The 18504-nt window shown below is 61.5% G+C and carries 20 protein-coding genes; 9 read left to right on the plus strand and 11 right to left on the minus strand.

The features are described from left to right. Positions 1 to 21: 21 nt before the first annotated feature. The 4 genes from HRF45_03560 to HRF45_03575 form a co-directional block, all read right to left on the minus strand. On the minus strand, positions 22 to 432 hold the full coding sequence (locus HRF45_03560; GenBank protein MEP0765603.1) for a F0F1 ATP synthase subunit epsilon: 411 nt from the start codon (positions 430 to 432) through the stop codon (positions 22 to 24). Beyond that, positions 432 to 1862 carry a F0F1 ATP synthase subunit beta gene (gene atpD / locus HRF45_03565; protein ID MEP0765604.1) on the minus strand — a complete coding sequence of 477 codons (1431 nt, stop codon included), beginning with the start codon at positions 1860 to 1862 and terminating at the stop codon, positions 432 to 434. The genes HRF45_03560 and atpD overlap by 1 nt, the downstream gene beginning before the upstream one ends. Positions 1863 to 1972: 110 nt before the next feature. Continuing rightward, positions 1973 to 2542 carry a hypothetical protein gene (locus HRF45_03570; GenBank protein ID MEP0765605.1) on the minus strand — a complete coding sequence of 190 codons (570 nt, stop codon included), beginning with the start codon at positions 2540 to 2542 and terminating at the stop codon, positions 1973 to 1975. Positions 2543 to 2599: 57 nt separating this feature from the next. Continuing rightward, positions 2600 to 3388 carry a prepilin-type N-terminal cleavage/methylation domain-containing protein gene (locus HRF45_03575; protein MEP0765606.1) on the minus strand — a complete coding sequence of 263 codons (789 nt, stop codon included), beginning with the start codon at positions 3386 to 3388 and terminating at the stop codon, positions 2600 to 2602. A gap of 240 nt (positions 3389 to 3628) precedes the next feature. On the opposite strand from HRF45_03575, the gene HRF45_03580 reads away from it, so the two are divergent. The 5 genes from HRF45_03580 (at position 3629) to HRF45_03600 (ending at position 9893) form a co-directional block, all read left to right on the plus strand. Then, positions 3629 to 3934, plus strand: coding sequence for a hypothetical protein (locus HRF45_03580; protein ID MEP0765607.1), 306 nt, complete (start codon positions 3629 to 3631; stop codon positions 3932 to 3934). A gap of 188 nt (positions 3935 to 4122) precedes the next feature. Beyond that, positions 4123 to 5667, plus strand: a complete 1545-nt coding sequence (locus tag HRF45_03585) for a hypothetical protein (protein MEP0765608.1) — start codon at positions 4123 to 4125, stop codon at positions 5665 to 5667. 141 nt (positions 5668 to 5808) lie between these two features. Then, complete coding sequence (locus HRF45_03590; GenBank protein MEP0765609.1) at positions 5809 to 6420, plus strand: hypothetical protein; 612 nt, start codon at positions 5809 to 5811, stop codon at positions 6418 to 6420. A gap of 321 nt (positions 6421 to 6741) precedes the next feature. Then, positions 6742 to 7128: a cupin domain-containing protein gene (locus HRF45_03595; protein ID MEP0765610.1), complete on the plus strand. Its 387-nt coding sequence runs from the start codon at positions 6742 to 6744 to the stop codon at positions 7126 to 7128. Between the two features lie 365 nt (positions 7129 to 7493). Beyond that, positions 7494 to 9893 carry a hypothetical protein gene (locus HRF45_03600; GenBank protein ID MEP0765611.1) on the plus strand — a complete coding sequence of 800 codons (2400 nt, stop codon included), beginning with the start codon at positions 7494 to 7496 and terminating at the stop codon, positions 9891 to 9893. Between the two features lie 474 nt (positions 9894 to 10367). Here HRF45_03600 and HRF45_03605 read toward each other — a convergent pair whose 3' ends face one another. The 4 genes from HRF45_03605 to HRF45_03620 form a co-directional block, all read right to left on the minus strand. Further along, positions 10368 to 10718 (minus strand): hypothetical protein, encoded by a 351-nt coding sequence (locus tag HRF45_03605; GenBank protein ID MEP0765612.1) that lies wholly within the window; start codon positions 10716 to 10718, stop codon positions 10368 to 10370. A gap of 4 nt (positions 10719 to 10722) precedes the next feature. Continuing rightward, positions 10723 to 11277: a hypothetical protein gene (locus tag HRF45_03610; protein ID MEP0765613.1), complete on the minus strand. Its 555-nt coding sequence runs from the start codon at positions 11275 to 11277 to the stop codon at positions 10723 to 10725. 52 nt (positions 11278 to 11329) lie between these two features. Then, positions 11330 to 11791 (minus strand): hypothetical protein, encoded by a 462-nt coding sequence (locus HRF45_03615; GenBank protein ID MEP0765614.1) that lies wholly within the window; start codon positions 11789 to 11791, stop codon positions 11330 to 11332. A gap of 322 nt (positions 11792 to 12113) precedes the next feature. Further along, the gene (locus HRF45_03620; protein MEP0765615.1) at positions 12114 to 12980 is read right to left on the minus strand and encodes an RHS repeat-associated core domain-containing protein; all 867 of its coding nucleotides are present in this window, start codon (positions 12978 to 12980) and stop codon (positions 12114 to 12116) included. Between HRF45_03620 and HRF45_03625 the strand changes: the two genes are divergently transcribed. Further along, positions 12979 to 13161 carry a hypothetical protein gene (locus HRF45_03625; protein ID MEP0765616.1) on the plus strand — a complete coding sequence of 61 codons (183 nt, stop codon included), beginning with the start codon at positions 12979 to 12981 and terminating at the stop codon, positions 13159 to 13161. The genes HRF45_03620 and HRF45_03625 overlap by 2 nt on opposite strands. 16 nt (positions 13162 to 13177) lie before the next feature. On the opposite strand, the gene HRF45_03630 is transcribed toward HRF45_03625, so the two are convergent. From HRF45_03630 to HRF45_03640, 3 genes are read right to left on the minus strand one after another with little or no spacing between them, the layout of a single operon-like run. Continuing rightward, positions 13178 to 15400, minus strand: coding sequence for a pyruvate synthase (locus tag HRF45_03630; GenBank protein MEP0765617.1), 2223 nt, complete (start codon positions 15398 to 15400; stop codon positions 13178 to 13180). Continuing rightward, entirely contained in the window at positions 15381 to 16394 is a 1014-nt protein-coding gene (locus tag HRF45_03635; protein ID MEP0765618.1) for a 2-oxoacid:acceptor oxidoreductase family protein, read from the minus strand. The genes HRF45_03630 and HRF45_03635 overlap by 20 nt, the downstream gene beginning before the upstream one ends. Positions 16395 to 16442: 48 nt before the next feature. Next, positions 16443 to 16706: a YfhL family 4Fe-4S dicluster ferredoxin gene (locus HRF45_03640; GenBank protein ID MEP0765619.1), complete on the minus strand. Its 264-nt coding sequence runs from the start codon at positions 16704 to 16706 to the stop codon at positions 16443 to 16445. Between the two features lie 354 nt (positions 16707 to 17060). On the opposite strand from HRF45_03640, the gene HRF45_03645 reads away from it, so the two are divergent. From HRF45_03645 to HRF45_03655, 3 genes are read left to right on the plus strand one after another with little or no spacing between them, the layout of a single operon-like run. Continuing rightward, the gene (locus HRF45_03645) at positions 17061 to 17420 is read left to right on the plus strand and encodes an NADH-quinone oxidoreductase subunit A (protein ID MEP0765620.1); all 360 of its coding nucleotides are present in this window, start codon (positions 17061 to 17063) and stop codon (positions 17418 to 17420) included. A 4-nt stretch (positions 17421 to 17424) separates the two neighbouring features. Further along, complete coding sequence (locus HRF45_03650) at positions 17425 to 17961, plus strand: NADH-quinone oxidoreductase subunit B (GenBank protein ID MEP0765621.1); 537 nt, start codon at positions 17425 to 17427, stop codon at positions 17959 to 17961. Then, positions 17958 to 18467, plus strand: coding sequence for an NADH-quinone oxidoreductase subunit C (locus HRF45_03655; GenBank protein ID MEP0765622.1), 510 nt, complete (start codon positions 17958 to 17960; stop codon positions 18465 to 18467). The genes HRF45_03650 and HRF45_03655 overlap by 4 nt, the downstream gene beginning before the upstream one ends. Positions 18468 to 18504: the final 37 nt, after the last annotated feature.

Raw genomic sequence — 18504 nt, forward strand, 5'->3', positions numbered from 1 at the left:
CAGATGTCTCCTAGAAAGCACTCACAGCTCCTCAGATATCCTGAGTCGATTCTCGGCGCGCTCCAGTGCAGCGCGATACTCCCTCGCCTTCGGATCCCCAGCGGGAAGCTGTGCCAGTCGTTCGCGAGCCTCGGTTAGGGCCACGCGTGCCCGATCGGGGTCAATCTCCGAGGCAATCTCTGCGGTGTCGGCCAGAACGATGGTGCGAGTGCCGTCCACCTGCATAAACCCTCCGCCAACGGCCATCCGGACCGCCACGCCATCTGCCCGTGTGTACGTCAAGCGACCGATCTTGAGTTCCGTCATCAGTGGGATGTGCCCAGCCATTACGCCGAGGTAGCCGTCCCGGCCTGGTGCAATCAGCGACACACACGGCTCATCTGCCACCGTGCGTTCCGGAGTTACTATCGAGAGACGAAAGGTGGTTGCCATTACTTCGCCGCCCGGAGCTTCTCCGCTTTCTCGTGCACGTCCTCAATGCCGCCGCACATGTAGAACGCCTGCTCGGGAACATCGTCGTGATGTCCTTCGACGATCTCCTTGAAGGCTCGCACGGTATCACCGACGTTCACGTAACGCCCCGTGTTGCCCGTGAACTGCTCGGCAACGAAGAACGGCTGCGACATGAAACGCTCGATCTTGCGGGCACGAGCCACGAGCATCTTGTCCTCGTCCGAAAGCTCGTCAATGCCGAGGATGGCGATGATGTCCTGCAGGTCGCGATACCGCTGCAGCACTTGCTGAACGGCGCGCGCGACCTGATAGTGCTCCTCACCCACGATGCGTGGGTCCAGGTTCTTCGAGGTAGATGCCAAAGGATCGATCGCCGGGTAGATGCCCTTCTCCGATATCTTTCGCTCCAGATACACGTATGCGTCCAGGTGAGCAAAGGTCGTTGCGGGTGCCGGGTCCGTGGGGTCGTCCGCCGGAACATAGATGGCCTGAACGGAGGTGATCGAGCCCTTCAGCGTGGACGTGATGCGCTCTTGCAGGGCACCCATCTCGGTCGCCAGCGTAGGCTGATAGCCGACGGCGCTGGGCATTCGCCCGAGCAACGCGGAAACCTCGGAGCCCGCCTGCACGAAGCGGAAGATGTTGTCTATGAACACCAGCACGTCCTGACCTTCGACGTCTCGGAAGTACTCGGCCATTGTGATGGCAGTGAGGCCGACGCGGAGGCGAGCACCCGGCGGCTCATTCATCTGGCCGAACACCATGGCTGTCTTGTCGATGACACGCGCTTCCTTGCCCTCGACATCCTTGAAGGTCGCGTGCTTCATTTCCAACCACAGGTCGTTGCCCTCGCGCGTACGCTCTCCGACACCCGCGAACACCGAGACGCCGCTGTGTTCCGTGGCGATATTGCGAATTAACTCCTGGATTAGAACCGTCTTCCCCAGACCCGCGCCGCCGAACAGGCCGATCTTGCCTCCTTTGTTGAACGGGGTGAGCAGGTCAACAACCTTCAGCCCCGTCTCCAGGATCTCAGTCTTGACGTTCTGGTCTTCGAACTTGGGGGCGGGCCGGTGGATAGGGTAGTAGTCCACTGCCTGGACAGCCCCACCGTCGTCCACAGGCTTCCCCACGAGATTGAAGACGCGTCCGAGAGTCTGCGGGCCGACGGGCACCTTGATAGGCCCGCCCGTATCGCGAGCGTCCATCCCTCGCACTAGCCCGTCCGTGCTGGACATCGCGACGGTACGGACGATGTCGTCTCCTAAGTGCTGCGCAACTTCGCAGATGAGGGGATTGTCGGCATCGCCAATCTCGACGGCGCTCAGAATCTCGGGAAGCTGATCAGCAGGAAACCGGCAGTCTACGACGGGGCCCATCACTTGGACCACCTGCCCGACACTCGCCATGTAGCGGATCCTCCTTGAGGCCGCTGGTGGCCGGATATCCCACCACACCACGGCCGTTTCGATGATTCGATGAAGTGATCCGAAGTCTACCTTGACCTGTACGACCGGTTCTAGGTGTCCAGGAGCTGCGGGGTGCCCATGGCCTCGCGCGGCTTGTAGTCCTTCGGCATCGGAACGTGGAACTCTCTACCGAACGTCTCCCAGTTCTCGATAATCTGCTTGCCTTTGTCGTCCCGAAAGCCCGGATACCAGACGAGGCCAGTCTTCAGATCCTTGTCGAGGTCACCATAGAGACGGATCATTCCCTTACCGGTGTAGGAGCCTCTCATGCGGTTGCCCATCCAGTTCACTGCGCGAAACTTGCCCCGTACCACCACCCGTCCGGACCCGTGAAAGCAGACCCGGCTACCATCGTCGTACTCACGCCGCAAGCCCTCAACGCGAATGGACTTGTTGGCCCCATCTAGTCCGCTCACGAAAACCGTGGCGACGCCGCCGAAGGAGTCGATCACGATCGTCCCCTCGCCTTCGGCCCGAAAGCTGCCGGGTCCCGTGTCGAGCATCAGCGTGCTAAGAACCGGCCCCTCACCGCGTGTGTTGGGTGAAGATGCTCTGTCTTGGGCGGTGGCGAGCACAACCAAAGACACCCCGAGAACCGCAAGTCGTATCTGCCATCTCATGTCGAGACGGATTCTACCTGCAGCGAGTGGCGTGGGCGAGGGAGCCTTGTTGGCTGCCTAGCGGAACCGCCAGATCAGGTTCGCTCCTTTATCCATCGCGAGGATCGAAGCTGCGCTGTACTGCTTCGCATGCCCGTCGGCAAAGATGATAGTCGTCTTGCCCTCGTCCTTGCCAGTACGACCGTGGCGGCAGTAGACCGGTTTCAACTCGCTCGGCAGTCGGTCGTTCAACTCGATGACGAGGTCGCGGTCGGATACCAGCGGCAGTCCCAGCCCCCATTCCGTCGGATGGTCGTTGCCGTTATACGGGTCGAAGACATAGGCGCGATACTTTTGCTGACGTGGGCCGTGCGGAGTGTCGGCGAAGAGCGGAATCCTGGCCGGCTCCTTCAAGACTGGCAGTCGGACGATGCTGATGAAGCCCTCGCAGCCACGATGGCCTTGCTCGGCCGGATCGCAACCCGTCGGATCGTAGGCGGTTGCGGAGTTGTAGCCAATCGGCTGCCAAGAGCGCGAGTCCCAATCGGCGGCATACGCAGCGCGCTCGGCCGCGGGGCAGAGGAACACCGACTTGTCCTTCACGTACGGCTGCACCAAAGGAGGCCAGACTCTCTTAGGATCGGTGGTCGGGGCTCCATAGTTGGAAGATGGTGGTAGGGCAGCGTTTTGTGAGTCGGCGTACATGTCCACCGAAAGCGCGAGCTGTTTCATCTGCGACAGACAGGCAGTCGTCTTGGCCTGCTCTCTGGCTTTGGCGAACACAGGGAACAGGATCGCCGCCAGAACGGCAATTATCGCAATCACGACCAGTAACTCGATCAGCGTGAATCCCCGCGGAACCTTCATCTCGTTTCGTCGAACCTCCATCGCACTCACTTTAAAGCAAGTTGCGAGCCAGCCAATCTCATAAACAGAATTTATCCCACGATAGTTGCATCAGGCTCTTTTGGTTTTCCGCCCGCACGTAGGCCGTCCGTTCCCAGACCGCGCTTGACTTTTCAGACAATCTTTGCTAGTATTTGCGCCAGTGTCTATCAATATGCGCTAAGAAGCACACCCAGATACTCCAAGGAAGGAGGAGTGCCGATGGCGTATTGGGACCCTTTGCCGGAGTTCAGCAGGGAAGAACTGCTCCGGATCACGAAGTCGCGTGAGTTCTACGACATCCTGGAGGACCTTGTTCGAAGGGAGTTGGCTCGTGAAGGGCGCCGCGAGCTTTCACTGGAAGGGGAGCTTGCGCGCGTCGTGGCGGTCGCGGTGCGTACTTGCGTAGAGTTGCTCCTGCCGCTCACCGATGATACCGGTCCAAGCGCGGGTCGCCTACCCTACGACATCATGTCCGCTCCGCCGCCCTTCTCGGACTTTCCGAAGGACCCCGACGACATGAACTGAAAAGCTTGCACCGATTTTGGGGCGCAAACCGACAGAAGTGCTGGCAAATCGGCGGAGTCTGGTGTAGAATACTGATAGACTCCGGCGCTGCGGGGCTGGGTCTAACTTTGTGTGTCCTAGGTAGGCGGCAACGTTCCCATCTTCTGGATGAGCTTGAATTACACTACGTGCCGGAAAGGTAGGAGCGTATGCAGGTTCGCCCAATCGTTGCCTTGCTTCCTCTCGCTTTAGCAGCCACGGCTGCTGCGGACGAAGTCACCTTCCTCTCGGCCAAGATCGCCGAGACCCCAGGCTTCATCGGAAGCGCCGTCTTCGGTGAGGACGGATCGCTCTTGTACTCCGTTCAGAACCCGATTACCAACACTCAGGACGTCGTTTACAACGGGGTCAACATTTCGGCTGACCTCCTGGGAGCCGACCGCTTCGCATTGGCAGCCGGCATCTACGACGGTCTGCCTGCATGGTGGGGATATGGCCAGCTCACCGGCGGCGACAACAGGTCTCGCGTGTTCCTAAACACCACCGACGTCAGTGGAACTTGGGTTCCCGACCTGGAATGGGCCAGGGCAGCCGCAGCGTCGCCGGCTGGCATCGCATGGTACTGTAAGAGGTCAGGTTCCACGAACCTGGACACCTACAGGAATGCCCAGTTGCTGAGCGGATTCCTAGGAGCCACTAGGAACACCCTGCCCACTGATATAAACGACCTCGGACAAGTGGTCTGGCACGGCTTCGGATCTTCGACTGGCGGCAACCGCGACGTCTATGTAGACTCGACGAACTTCACAGCAAGCATACTCACGGGCACTCGACTTGCCACCTCTGTCGCGATCAATAACCGCGGTACCATTATCTGGTTCGGGCGCGGTGACAACACCTCCAAGAAAGAGCACGCGTTCGTGAACGCCACCGACATCAGTGCTCCCCTCGTCGGTGCCAACACCGTCGCGCGTTCGGTTCTACTCAACGAGAACGACCAAGTCGCTTGGGTTGCCTACCTGACGAACGGTGAAGGCATCTCCGACGTGTGGTTGGGAGATCGGAACGTCAGCGCAGCCATTCTCGGACTCGACCGAGAGGCTTGGCCGCTCGCCCTCAACGACGCCGGTGACTTGCTGTGGTTCGGCTCCGGCAGAAACCTGGACGCGGTGCAGGACATCTTCGTCAACGACTTCAACCTGTCGAGATCGGTCCTCGGTCCGAACCGCCCTGCAAGTAGTGGCGTCACGATGAACAATCGCGGATGGGTACTCTGGCAGACGCCCAACGCGCTGCAGCGGGTAGATACCACTGTCTCCATGCCGTGCAATCGGCCAGTGAGCGGCACCGTGGCGCTCAGCCAATACGTCGGGAATCTGGCGAACGTCCAACTCACCTTCCACGTTCGAGAAGCCAACCAGGGTTGGGACATGGGCGCGGTCAATGCCTATCCCAACGCCAGTGGCCAGTTCTCGGTGATGCTGCCCGATGGTGTGTTCGACGTGACTGTCTCGGCCCCGACTTTCCTCCAGAAGCGAATCGCCAGTCTGGACACGTCGGGCTCCGGCGTCGAGGGGCTGTACGTCTCCCTGCTCGGCGGCGACGCGGATGGCGATAACGACGTGGACTTCTCCGATATCGCCAAGGTCATGTACTTCTTCGGCAAGCAGACTAGCGACCTCAACGGCGATGGCGTTATGGACTTGCACGACATGAACCTCGTGCTCACGAACCTCGGACTTCACGGCGACTAGCCTGATCACACGGCTGCAAGGGCGCAGGGAGGCTGGACCGATGGTCCAGCCTCCCACGTCTTTGTGGCCCAATGTGCCGCCGTTGGGCCATAATCTTGCGGCGCAGGACTTGGCGCGGTGTGCACGGAAAGTGGAGGTTGCATGGCGGACTTGATCGGAGCTTGGCGAGTGGCACTGCCAAAAGTGAAGACGGCGGTCACGGGAAGGACCTTGTGGCAGGCTCTGGACATGGTGGTGCCGGTCACCATGGAAGGCGACTTGGTGGTGCTGGGTGTCCCCGCGCAGCAATCAAACCTCGTCGGCCATCTCCGGTCCACCCCCAGCAAGCGCGCCATAGAACGAAACCTCTCCGACGTCCTTAAGCAGGAAGTCCAGGTCGAGATCATCGGCGGCGATTCCATTGCCGACTGGGAGCTCATCAAGACCAAAGCCGAGCACGTCAAGGACCTGCAGGAGAAGGAGTATCAGCGCTCCACTGAATCGAAGGCTCGCCAACAGGCCTGGGAGTCGAGCTACGAGCAGCTATCACGCCTCAACGCAGCAGTGCCGAACAAGGCCTTGCCTCAGAACCGAGCCCGCTTGCTGGTCGATGGACTGAATGTGATCGTGGCCGCCGTACGAGAGCAGGGAGATCTGGACGATCTGGGCGAGCGAAACATGGCCAGACTTATCGAACGACTCGCCGGCTACACAGATGTCCCCGCGCCCGTCGTTGCCTACATGGTGCTGGAGCGACTGGACGCTACTCCGTAGCGCGTGCGGATCGCTGGATCTGCTGCTACTCTGGCCACTGGGAATGGTGGACGTTGCGAGTGTGCATCCGGCCATCCCTTCTGACCCTCTGTTTCGGGTATTGTGGTGCCCTGGCTGCGGTCGTTACCGATGCGGGGGCGCCGGGGGGAACGGCCAGCCAGAGTAGTTATCGGTAATCCTTCGCCACATACCGGTCTCAGCCGGACTAGACGCCGCGAGGCGTCACCACTTGAGCATCGGGGGTCTATCGTTTCGTCGGGATGCGACGGCGGACGTACCTCATCAGTCGAAGCATCCCTTGCAACCTTAGGAGGTAAGACGATGCACGTTTCCATGCGCGACGTGGAAGTGACGATGGAGATTCCAGGAGCCGTGGTCCGACAACGGATGGACTTCGGTGACGCTTCCGGCTACGGCAAGATCAGTGCCGAGTACTTCAGTCTCTCGGAGGGCGTGGATACGACCGCGCTGTTCGAGGGATTGGACGGCAACGCGTGCCAGTGCCCGCACTGGGGCTTCGTGCTCCGTGGTCAGATCACCACGACTGACGCGAGTGGAGCGAAGGAGACGGTTAGACAGAACGACCTTTTCTACTGGGCTCCCGGGCACAACGTGAGGGTAGATGCGGACGCGGACATCATCATGTTCAGCCCTCAGCGCGAACACAAGCATGTCATTGACCACATGTTGGCGAAGGTGCAGGGCTAGGCCTAGCGCAGCGCAGCAGGGCGGATGCATGGGGTGCCGGCAGGTCGCTGGCAGCCACCTCACGCATCCGCCCTCCTGCCTATGTCCCGTCCCCACGTCTGGCTATGCTGCCCGTGCGAGCTACACGTGTTCGGCGACAACGGGCACTCCCTGCGCAAGCCTCGCGATCTTGGCCATCTCTTTGCGGCATCTGCGTGACTATACAGGCCCGCCCGCAGCGCCTGCATTGGCATGATGCGCACACGTTTCGGCTGCCGCTGCCGCGATTCTCTCGGCAGCGCTAGGTCAGCAGCCGAAGTGTTTTTGCACGTAGAACAAGGGCTGCCAGCTCACGTATCTTAGTGGTCGCCCTGTACAATGGGGCCATGAACGGACCCGGACGCCTCAGATCGCTCCCGATCCTCTTCCTCGTCTCAGGTCTGATTGCGCTATCGTGGTCTGCGGGTTGGGCACTGTCGGGGCCACACACCACGATCCTCGTTCCTCTGTCGGCCTCGCCGACCTGGAAGGACATGGTTTTCCTCGCCGCCGTGCCAGCAGCCACTGTGGCTAACGACGGAGCGCCGTCCGTAATTGCCTTGGATGCGTCGCTCCAGATCGGGCCCGAGATACAGGACTATGCGCGAAGGTACCGCCCCGACAGAGTCGTTCTCGTCGCCGACGGGCACGCCGATGTAGTGCTCGGCGCGCGCAAGGCGCGCACGATCCTAGCCAAGTCTGCCGAGGAAGCGGCTCTGGCCCTGAGCAGCGCGTACTGGAAGACGAGTCGCATGGCGGTCGTCTGCTCAGAAGACGATTACGCCTCGGCCCTCGTGGCCGCTCCGCTCGCCTCACTCTTGAGGTCACCGCTGTTGTTCTCCCGGCGGCAGGGTGTGTCCGACGCGACGGTCGAGGAACTGGCGAGGCTCGATGTGCGTGAGGTGATCGCAGTGGGACTGGACCAGAGTCTGGTGCGCAGTCGGGCTTGGAAGCTCACCACTTTGCGGAACGCGCTGGACGTTGCCGCGTGGATGCGGTCGCGTGGGCTCGCGGTCCGGTATCTGGCCGCCGTCAATCCAGAGGACCGAAGCCGAACGGTAATCAGGAAGCTCTCGCTGGCAGGGGCCCTACTGGCGGCTGGGCGCGGTGGCCTCGTCGTTCCTCTCACGTATGACGTTCGCTGGAAGCGAGCAGCCCGATCCTTCGCACTTGACGGAGCGGTTCCGGATGGCGTCCCGAGATCTGTCGCACCCGCCAAGTCAGGCACCATCGTGCTTGATCGAGAGACGTACCCGTACGTCCTGATGGGTGAGCCCGAAGAGCGGAATCTACGCCTATCGCTCGATGCGAATCGAGATGGGCTGTTCGGCCAGGTGGGGGAAGGACCGTTCGCTTCCGGTGACACGGTCCAACTTGGCGGGAAGACCTACGCGATCTCCCTCGGGACGCGCACCAGCTTTGGCAAGACTGATGTGCACCTAACTTGGCCGACCGCAGAGCAACTCTGTAGCGACCTCCGCCGCTTCTACCGCGCGCTGGGAGCACCACCAGAGAGCCTTTGCTTAGTCGGATTCCCGGATGCCATTCCGCAGGCCATCATCGGTCACGGAGCAGTGGTCGAGGAGCAGGCGTCCGACCTGCCCTATGCCAACGCCGATGAAGATCCATTTGCCGAGATAGGAGTGGGGAGGGTCATCGCCGAGAACGTGTCGCTTGCGACGCTCTACGCCAGCCGCGTCCTGACCTACCGCGACCTGCTTAGTCCTGAGTGGCAGGACCGGGCATGTCAGGCCGAGTGGGAGACCACCTACAAAGGGCTGTTCGAGAACGTCGGCTTCGACGCAAGCTACGTACACACGGAGGAGGACCTAGCGTGGGTAGACCCTCCCGCCGACGGAAGCCCTGGCGTCCGCGCACAGAGCTTCAGCCAGCACTCGCCTCTGGCCAACTGCGCCGTGATGAGTCATGCCAGCCACTCCTGGTGGCGTGGCCTGGGCAGCACCTTCTCGTGGGACGCGACGGTGCTGATGGCCCCTGCGGTCGTCGAGTCGGGCGGGTGCGGCACGGCATGCATCGATCGCGAGCCGGACTATCGATCGGTCGTTGCGCGCCTGTTTCGGCAGGGGGCGGTCGCTTTCCGTGGGGCGACAAGGGAGATCCCAGCCGAGGCTGAGCCAGGACGTCAGGAGTTTTGGAACGGAGTCTTAGCAGGTGCCCCCATCGGTCAGGCTCACAGGCGTGCGGTGAACAGTACGATACTAGCAGTACTGGACCTGAAGGAAGGTCCCGATGGGATTTATCGCTACTCTCTACATATACACTCGCTGTTCGGCGACCCTGCCTTCGTTATGCACCTGCCAGCGAAGCCGCGCTCGCGGCCGGCGCACGTGGCCGTGGCGGGTCACACAATTTCCGTTCACGCGCCGCAGCAATGGTGGCCTGTCAAGTTCACTCCTCCCTCGGACTGGAAGGAGTGGGCGGACAAGGATCTGTACGTGATTCGTGGCGCGGGAGCGTATGCGCTGTCCGACTGGTGCGGGCAGGGCTACAACCTCGAGCAGATGTATGTCACCGCGGAACTCACGTCGCGCCGCCGTGTCACGAGTGTGGAGCAGGTCCAGACTCCCCCGGCGCCGCTCGGATGGCGAGGAACCTGGTACTGCGATCCCAACCCGGACGGCTCATACACCTACCGCTGGGCAGTGCGACTGATAGACTTCGACCAGATCGCCGGCAAGATCAAGAACTCGATAGAACGCCTAGACTACGAGGTGTCATTCGAGTAGCTGCACTGCGCGCTGGCGCTAAGCACTGAGCGATGGCAGACCTACCCGTTCCAGCGGAAGGGGTTGTCGTTCACCACGTTCGAGTGGCTCGCAACCAGGCTCCCCCACGCGTGTTGGAGCTCGGTCGGGCTACGCCCTCCCTCTCTCCAACACGCTCCGTGCCACAATCATCACCAACGCGGGAGGACTCACCTTAAGATGTCTTCCAAGAAGGGGGCAGGCCACCAGCTGCTCTTTAGGGGCTCCCCCTCTTCCTATACCACCACGTGCACATGGAGTGTCGCCTGACGGGTCTCTCGATCAACCGCCGCCGGTACTAGGTCGAGCTCTCCATCGTGGATCAGCGATGCCAGTCGATCCAACTCGGCGCTGTCGTGAACCTCGAATAGGACTGTGCGGTCGTTCACCATAGTGTTAGTTCAATCTGTCTCAGAGCGAAGCAGTGTGGGCCCAGGCGCCCAGCCCTAGCCCGTGTCAGGACAGTGACGCAAGTGCAACCCAAGCCAGCACGAAGCCGATCGCCATGCCACTCCCAAGGAGTGCACAGCCGGGTTTCTGGCGTGCTGGGGTGGTCACTCGCCAGGACGGATCGGTGTAGTGCGCGGGCGGGTCTTCATACAACTCGAGCAGCTTCAGCTCGGTCGCCCAGGCCTTTACGTGCGCAGGTCTATCTAGTCCATCCCACACCCGGTAATCTGGATCGTCCGAGTCGAAGAACTCCTGATCCATTGCCAGCTCATCGCCTGAATCGTACAACGTGTCAGCATCGGACGGGTCGTATCTGAACTCCACACGAAACGGTGGCTGTGGTTGCTCCGGTTGCACTACCTTACCACCCTTGCCATGGTCGATGGCGGCCTATGGCGCCACCCGGTCCTTCGAATCCCCTGTGATAGTGCGGCCACCTCCACCAGGGCGCTGGAGGTCCACCCTTCTTCGGCACCCACCTGTGGATGTCTGCCGCGAACACTCGCTCTCCACGGTTGTAGAAGTTCAGGCCGCCACCTCCAGTATTGCGATAGCGCATGAGCTTGGCACCACGCCCCCACGCGGTACCACCAGCCTGGAATCCTCCGCCAATGCCGATCGACAGTCCGGCGCCGGCAACCTGGCCGCCCATGTACCAGCCAGAGCCCGTGTCCACCACATCGCCAAGCCCTCCGAGGTCCCTAACGATCTCCGTGGCGCCGATGGACAGGAAGTCCCCCATCCCCGCGAAGAAGTCGGTGAGGTTGTCGAACCAGTCCCTCGGCTTAGGAGTGATCCGCGAGACAAGGTCGGCGACTTCCTCCATGTCGTAGCCCGGCCCGTCCGTGGTCCAAAGTCCGGCCCACCACGGAGCCGGCGTGGCCGCGCGCAGACCGGCTGGGTCGGCGGCTTCCACAGGGTTGTTGGCGCAGTAGGCACAGAGGTTCGTCGCTGAGTCCCGGAGTCACTCACGGCACAAACTCCATCGTCAGCATCCCGATCCAGGTGTGTCCTGGCGGTGTGGGGCCGTCTGAGAGGTCCCATCCACCCCACGAATGAGCCATGAGATGATCGTGATCGGCCACTCCGCGTGCCAAGTGCCCTTGGAGGACTCCTTGGATGACCGCGAGCCCTCGCGAGTCGGCAGCGATGCGTAGCTCAGTGCGCTCCGCCAGGCTGACCAGGATGTAGTGGTCCTCCGTGGTGGCCTCCGTGGCTGTCAGAATTACGGCGTCTATCAGCCTGTTTCTCCCCCAGCGGGGCGTAGCGCAGGTCTCATCAGCGCCCAACGCCGAACTCCCCAGAAGTCTCTCCCCGCCAGATACTGCCAGCGCGCCGAGCGTGTCGGCCAGCAAGCGTCCACCATCGGCGTTGTAGAACAGATACGCCGTGGGTTCTGGCCGTGAATCGTCAATCTCTGCGCTTATCATCGGGCTTGCTCCACTACCGCATCGGCCAGCGTCGCTTTCTCGGGCCTTGGTTGCCCGGGGACCCTAGGGTAGTTCACATCCACATGAGGGCCATGAGGTGGACCGTGATCAGGATCCAGGTGATAGGAGAAGCCAGACCTTGGGTTGACGTAGCCACCTCGTCCAGAGACCGGATCAGGACCTCTTGGGACAAGCCCCTTCTTCCGAAACATCTCATCCAGTTCCTGTGGTGACTTGCCTTTGAACGGGCTCTGCCACCCTCCGCCTCCTCCGCCACCGGCTGCTGCCCCAGCGAGGCCGACGCCGATCCCGACGTAGTTCTCTAGGACCTGCTCGGCGCCTCTCGCGGCCGTTTGTCCGATGGCACGAGCCCCGTTTCCGTACTGGTCATCAGATCGGCAAGTTCGTCGCCTTCCTCGGTACCGTCGCGGTACGGGTCGCCCGTGATCGCCTCGAAGCCAGCCGTTCCAGGCGCCAGCTTCGTCTGGTTGTACCCCAGAACCCACTTCAGCGCCTTCCACGGCAGGCTCAGGAGCCATTCGGTACCGCCCACGACGCAATCCCACCAGCTCTTCTCATCGGACAGATTGCTCGCCCGCCCCAACGCCGCGAAGTGGCGCAGGCCGTCGGGGTCGGCGGCTTCCACAGGGTTGTTGGCGCAGTAGGCGTAAAGGTTGGGGTGGCCGCCGGACATGCCGATGGGGTCGCGCTGAAGCCAGCGGCCCACCGTGGGGTCGTACTCCCTCGCCCCGGCGTGGTACAGCCCGGTCGGCGCGATGTACCGGTACCCGACCGACCCGTTCCAGCGGAAGGGGTTGTCGTTCGCCACGTTCGAGTGGCTCGCAACCAGGCTCCCCCACGCGTCGTAGGTGAAGGTGCGTGATCCCGCACTCATCAGCCGGTTGGTGTCGTAGGTGAACGTCACCCCGGCCCGACCGGTAAGATTGAAGCCATCGTCGTAGGCGTACGAGTCGGCACCCGGTCCCGACTCGCTGCCGAGCTGCCCGATAACCGGCGTAGGCGGCGCCATGCGTCCGCCGCCGGTAAAGGCACCCCCGGCTCGCCACTGCGTCTGTGGCGTCTGGTCTGGAATCGTGCTCTGCGCCCGGACAAAGGCAGCGCTCGGTGCGAATAGCACTACAAGTAACGCGATTCCTCTTGTCACGAAGGAGACCATCATCGTCCGCATGAACGAACCCTCCGTTGTCGTTTCGCCAGTGACGCTTCGCGAAATGGCGTACACGGTCATTCTGCCAGCATACGGCTTCTTCCTGCCAGGTACTTTTACGGTGTTGCGCTTTTTGACGCGCAGCCCAACCGCAGCCGGCCCGGGGGAGTTGGTTGCCCGGGCCGGCGGTTGTCGGGTCTAAGGAGGAGGGAGGTGCGTTACAGCGTCGGGTCCTCGTGCATCGCCTTCAGGCGTCGCCAGCGGCGGTCCACCTCGGCCTGCAGGTCCGCGATCTCCTGAGCATGGTTCTCACCGCGCAGGTACACGCCGGCTTTGCCCATTTCGCCGAACAGCTGGTCCACCGGGATTTTCTTCCCCAACGCCTCGGGGTCATAGTTCAGCTTCGTGATCCCGTTCTCGATCTCCAGTAGCGGGAAGAAGCAGCTATCCAGAGCCTTTTGCACGATCTGCGGGCCGGACCAGTCGGGTGTCACCCAGTTGAGCGGGCACGCGGAAAAGGACTTGGCGAACACGAAGTTGCCGTCGCGCACCATCTGCTGCGCCTTCCGCGCCTTGCGGATGGCATCCTCCACGTGCGTCTCGGCTATGGTCACGATGTAGCGGCAGTGTGTGCCGCGCATCAGTTCGATCATGTCCTTATGGTGGAAGCCCTTGCCACCCGGCGAGGTGGTGGTGAACAACCCTTTGGGTGCCGTGTAGCACAGCTGCGCGCCGGTGTTCGCATACACGTTGTTGTCGTACTCGAAGTAGATGAACGGGTGATTGCGAATGGCCGCGCTAAGAAGTTGGTCGAGGCCGATGTCGCCCGACCCGTCGCCGCCTACGGCGATAACCGTGGTCTCCTCGGTGATCAGGCCCTTGGAGCGTGCCAGGCGGTACGTCTCGACGATGCCTACCGCGGTGGACGAGTTGTTGTGGAACAGATTGTGCATGTAGGGAACACGGAACGACGTGTCCGGGAAGCCCGTGGTGACAACCATTCCGCATCCGGTGTTGAACAGCAGGACCGTAGGCCCGTCGATCCCCGAGAGGAAGATGTCCAGGTTCACGAACGCGCCGCACCCAGGGCAGGATTGGGGATGCGCGATGCGATGTGGCATGTCCGAGGCCAGCGTGCGAAGCGTCTGGATGTTTACTCGCTCACCCAGCCCTTCGTTCACCACGAAGTCATTCGGGTCTTCCGGTTCGAACCGCTTCGGCGGCAGCTTCTCTGGCGAGCCTGGCCAGTGGCCGTAGTAGTCGAACTTGGGCACGTCTTCACCCCGGTTCGCGGCCATGGCCTGCTCGAACAGCTTCTCCGCATCCTGCCAGGTGAAAATCAGTCCCCCGAGACCGTAAACACGGGTCAGCAGCCGGCAGTGGTTGCGCTTTTCTTGTAGCACAGTGGCGATCTCGTTGGTGACCCATCCGGCCGGGCCACCGTACTGATCGGCGCGTTCGGCTATAAGCGCCGTCTTCGCATCCTTGAACGCGTCAGCGACCTCCCTGGAAGGGAAGGGGCGCAGCACGCGGAGCGAGATGGAGCCGACCTTCTCGCCCTTCTCGCGCAGCTTGTCCACGGCATCGCAAACGGTCTCGGACGCAGAGCAGAGAGAGAACATCACGGTTTCCGGCTTGTCCTCCATCCTGTAGGTGTCTATGACGTCGTACTTGCGGCCCGAAAACGCGGCGTAGTCCTCCAGGATGCCAGGGATAACCTCCATGGCTTCCTTCATTGCCAGGTGTAGTTGGTACTTGTTGTTGATCAGGTCGTCGTTCATGTAGGGCCCGAAGGTTTTCGGGTTATGGATGTCCAAGATGGATGGGCGCGGAGGCTTCGGTCCAACCCATGCTTTCACGTCATCGCGGTTCGCGAAGATCTCGATGCGTCGGGTTCCATGGCTGGTGAAGAAGCCATCGTACACCACCATCGCCGGCAGGCTAACGCGCTCTGCCCACTTCAGCGCGATGATGTTCATGTCGTACACTTCCTGCACGTTGTTGGCGAGCAGGATCAGCCATCCCGTACCCAGCGTGTGTAGGAAGTCCGAGTGGTCGCACTTAATGTTCAGCGGGGCCGACACGGCGCGCGCGGCGATGTTCATCACCATGGGCAGTCGCAGGCCGGAAAGCACCGGCAACTCCTCGAACTTGAGCAGCAACCCTTGCGACGAGGTCACGTCTACGGCCCTCGCGCCTGCCGCAGCGGCGCCCGTACACACGCCGATGGCCGCCAACTCGCTGTTCGCAGGCACGAACACCATTTCCAGCTCGCCCTTGGCGATCTTTGCGGCGACCGCTTCCCCCACTTCGCTGGACGGCGTAATCGGATAGAAGCCCTCGAGGTCGTAGCCGATTGCAGCGATGGCCTCGGCGGCGGCGTAGTTGCCACTCAGGACGGCCACCTTCTGTTCGGCAGTCTTATGCGTTAACAGCGTCACCGGTCTTCACTTCCTTTCTTCCTGCTGGGTTCTCTGCCACCAGGTCTAGATGCTCGGCCTCGATGGCCTGGGTCAGCGCCTTGCCCTTCTTGGTCTCCGGGCAGACATAGATGCACCGAAGGCACCCTTTGCAGAAATCGTAGTCGATCCCGATCATCTGGCCCCCGGAGAACACCACCGAGCCTGGGTCGGGGCAGGTGAAGTAGCACTTCACGCAGTGGATGCAAGCCGCGGCATCGAAGATTGGTATGAGGCCCGCGCGCATCGTCTTCGTAGAGCGGATGTTCAGGTGCTCGACGTTCTCCACGACCGCACCAATCTGCTGGTTTTCATAGCCGATGTCGGGCTTGCGGTCGTAGTCTACGGGCACGAGCGGATACTTGCCGTCCGCTGGGTAGGAGGCAAACACGCTGTGCGTAGCAGCCGCCTCGTAGGCCGCCAAGTTCGCATCCTTCAGCTTCGGCCACTGCCCGGCGATCATCTCCTTCATCTTGTCGTCCGAGAAGCCCAGCGTGTGGGCTAACAGCGCAAAGAGCGGGATGTTGATGCGCGACTTCGTGCTCGTGGCGATCTCTGTCGCGTCCAAGCAGATAATGCGGCCGCTGTGCAGCTTCAAGCGTTCACGCACTTCGTCCGGCGTCAGGCGGGTGTTGACGATCACCGTTGCGTTCTCCTGGAGTCCCTCATTCAGGCGCATTGCCTGGATCAGGTGCTCGCGAAAGACGACCAGAATGTGCGGGGTCCTCGTGGGTCCGACTTGCCGCACGGGCGTGCCTACTTCACACAGCTTCACCGAGACGGAGGTCGGAGTGCCCTTCTTCTCGGAGCCGTATGCCGCGTCGTACCCGCCGTCCAGGTCCATCACCTGAACCGCCGTGTCGAACAGCATCTTGCCGAGCGAATTGGCTCCATCCCCGCCCAACGCCACCATGGAGATGTTGCAGAAACCTAGTTCGTCTCGATAGGGCAATCGAGACTCGTTCGAGTTGGACATGCTTATCGTTCCTCCCTATCGTTGCGGCGGTAGCGTTCCTCTCCGAAGTTAGTCGCGCGGGAACCGTTCCGGGTGGAGTTGGACAGCCTTCGCCATCAGTTCTTCAGACGTCTCACGTCGGTTGGGATCGTCCTGGATGCCGTCCACGGGACAGACCTCGGCGCAATGAGGTCTGTCGTAGAAGCCCACGCACTCGGTGCATCGCTCTTCGCGTACCACGTAGATGGTCCCGTCGAGGACAATGGCGTCATTCGGGCACTCGGGCTGACACAGCCCACAGGCGATGCAGTCTTCGGTGATTAGCCTGGCCATCGTTCTATTCCCCCCTCGGTTCGCTCCGATGACGGTCTCGAAACCCGTCCGCCCCCCACAGGCGAGATCCGGGGCCTGAGCCGGGAACCGACATGGGCTTGCGGGCGGAAGAGGCAACATTCTGAGGCGGTCCCTTACCACCTCTAATTATCGAGCGCGCGCCCAACTCAGTATAGCATGAGCGCGAACCTGCCCGAGGGGATTCGTGCTTTTTTGCGCAACTAAGCAGGCAAAGGTCCCATGGGCCCTGGCCACTTCGCTGCGATGGGGTTCGGACGATTATTGGAAGGAGTGACGAGGGCTCCGCAGAAGTCCTTAGCAACCATTACTTTTCTCATCGGAGAGCCGGCAAAAATGCTGATCGTGCTGATCGTTTTCACGGTGATGGGGTTGGCGTTTATTGCGACGACCCTCTTTGTTTCGCGTCTCTTGAGGCCGTCGAACCCCACGCCGGTGAAGCTGGAGGCCTATGAGTGCGGCCCACAACCGTTCTCGTCCGCATGGCGCCAGATGAACTTTCATTACTACACTTTTCCGCTGCTCTTCGTGCTCTTCGATGTGGAATCTGCGTTTCTTTTTCCCGTAGCCGTGATCGCCTCATCCATGCTTAAAGGAATGCAAGTCGTGGTCTTCGTGGAGATCCTGGTATTCGTGGCGATCTTGGTCGCCGGATGGTTCTACGCCTGGAGGGTGGGAGGACTAGAGTGGGAGTAGTCGGATGAGCAACCTCAGCGACATGCTGGTAAAAGTGCCGGGCGGAAGCATCCTTGTCGGCCCGATTGACGAGATCTTCAAGTGGGCGCGCAAGTCCTCGATGTGGTCACTCACCTTCGGACTATCTTGCTGCGCCATCGAAATGATCTCGACGGCAGCGTCTCACTACGATCTCGATCGGTTCGGGATCCTATTCCGCGCGACGCCGAGACAGGCCGACGTGATGATCGTAGCGGGATGGGTCTCTGTGAAGATGGCTCCGCTCATCCGACGTCTGTACGAGCAGATGCCGGAACCCAAGTACGTGGTGGCGATGGGAGGCTGCGCAAGCGCCGGCGGACCGTACCGAGACTCCGAGACCATCGTGAAGGGCGTGGATAACATCGTGCCTGTAGACGTATACGTCTACGGCTGTCCCCCGCGGCCCGAAAACCTGATCCACGGTCTGCTGATGCTGCAGGAGCGAATCAGCAATGAGTCGCTCGTCCGCGATGTCGAAGACCCGTCCGCCAGACCAGAGCCCATCGTGATCCAAGCATGAGTGAGACCGCGGACCTAGGCTTCCTTCCCCAGTTGCAGGCACGCTTTGGCGATGCAATATCGGCAGCTGAATGGACTGGACGCGATGCCAGGGTCACCGTAACGCTGGATGTCCTGCCGGACCTGCTTCGCTTCGCCCGCGACGAGTTGGACCCTCCGATGACGTATCCCGCGATGCTGACCGCCTACGACACTGGCGAGCAGATGGTCCTCGTCTACCGGCTTGCGTCGCTAGAACGCCGGCAGTCGCTCCTGATTCACACGTCTCTGTCACGAGCGGACCCCGTCGTGCCAACGTCAACCTCTCTGTGGCCCGGGATGAACTGGCACGAGCGTGAGGTCTTCGACATGTTCGGCATACGCTTCGAGGGACACCCCAACCTCGCGCGCATTCTGCTACCGGAAGATTGGGAGGGTCATCCCTTCCGAAAGGATTACGTCTCCGTTCCGAGCGGCGATCCTCTCCGAGGTCCGCAACCTGCGGACCCGGTGGGAGGTGGCAAGTGAACGAGGCACCCACTACCCTCGAAACGCGCGAGATCGT

The sequence above is a fragment of the Fimbriimonadia bacterium genome, assembly GCA_039961735.1.
Classification (GTDB): Bacteria; Armatimonadota; Fimbriimonadia; order Fimbriimonadales; family JABRVX01; genus JABRVX01.

Coding starts and splice junctions, on each gene's coding strand:
- HRF45_03590 (MEP0765609.1), top strand. CDS start 5,809: ATGGCGGACTTGATCGGAGCTTGGCGAGTGGCACTGCCAAAAGTGAAG.
- HRF45_03560 (MEP0765603.1), bottom strand. CDS start 432: ATGGCAACCACCTTTCGTCTCTCGATAGTAACTCCGGAACGCACGGTG.
- HRF45_03655 (MEP0765622.1), top strand. CDS start 17,958: ATGAGTGAGACCGCGGACCTAGGCTTCCTTCCCCAGTTGCAGGCACGC.
- atpD (MEP0765604.1), bottom strand. CDS start 1,862: ATGGCGAGTGTCGGGCAGGTGGTCCAAGTGATGGGCCCCGTCGTAGAC.
- HRF45_03620 (MEP0765615.1), bottom strand. CDS start 12,980: ATGCGGACGATGATGGTCTCCTTCGTGACAAGAGGAATCGCGTTACTT.
- HRF45_03595 (MEP0765610.1), top strand. CDS start 6,742: ATGCACGTTTCCATGCGCGACGTGGAAGTGACGATGGAGATTCCAGGA.
- HRF45_03650 (MEP0765621.1), top strand. CDS start 17,425: ATGAGCAACCTCAGCGACATGCTGGTAAAAGTGCCGGGCGGAAGCATC.
- HRF45_03570 (MEP0765605.1), bottom strand. CDS start 2,542: ATGAGATGGCAGATACGACTTGCGGTTCTCGGGGTGTCTTTGGTTGTG.
- HRF45_03635 (MEP0765618.1), bottom strand. CDS start 16,394: ATGTCCAACTCGAACGAGTCTCGATTGCCCTATCGAGACGAACTAGGT.
- HRF45_03580 (MEP0765607.1), top strand. CDS start 3,629: ATGGCGTATTGGGACCCTTTGCCGGAGTTCAGCAGGGAAGAACTGCTC.
- HRF45_03640 (MEP0765619.1), bottom strand. CDS start 16,706: ATGGCCAGGCTAATCACCGAAGACTGCATCGCCTGTGGGCTGTGTCAG.
- HRF45_03600 (MEP0765611.1), top strand. CDS start 7,494: ATGAACGGACCCGGACGCCTCAGATCGCTCCCGATCCTCTTCCTCGTC.
- HRF45_03645 (MEP0765620.1), top strand. CDS start 17,061: ATGCTGATCGTGCTGATCGTTTTCACGGTGATGGGGTTGGCGTTTATT.
- HRF45_03575 (MEP0765606.1), bottom strand. CDS start 3,388: ATGAAGGTTCCGCGGGGATTCACGCTGATCGAGTTACTGGTCGTGATT.
- HRF45_03615 (MEP0765614.1), bottom strand. CDS start 11,791: ATGATAAGCGCAGAGATTGACGATTCACGGCCAGAACCCACGGCGTAT.
- HRF45_03585 (MEP0765608.1), top strand. CDS start 4,123: ATGCAGGTTCGCCCAATCGTTGCCTTGCTTCCTCTCGCTTTAGCAGCC.
- HRF45_03625 (MEP0765616.1), top strand. CDS start 12,979: ATGAACGAACCCTCCGTTGTCGTTTCGCCAGTGACGCTTCGCGAAATG.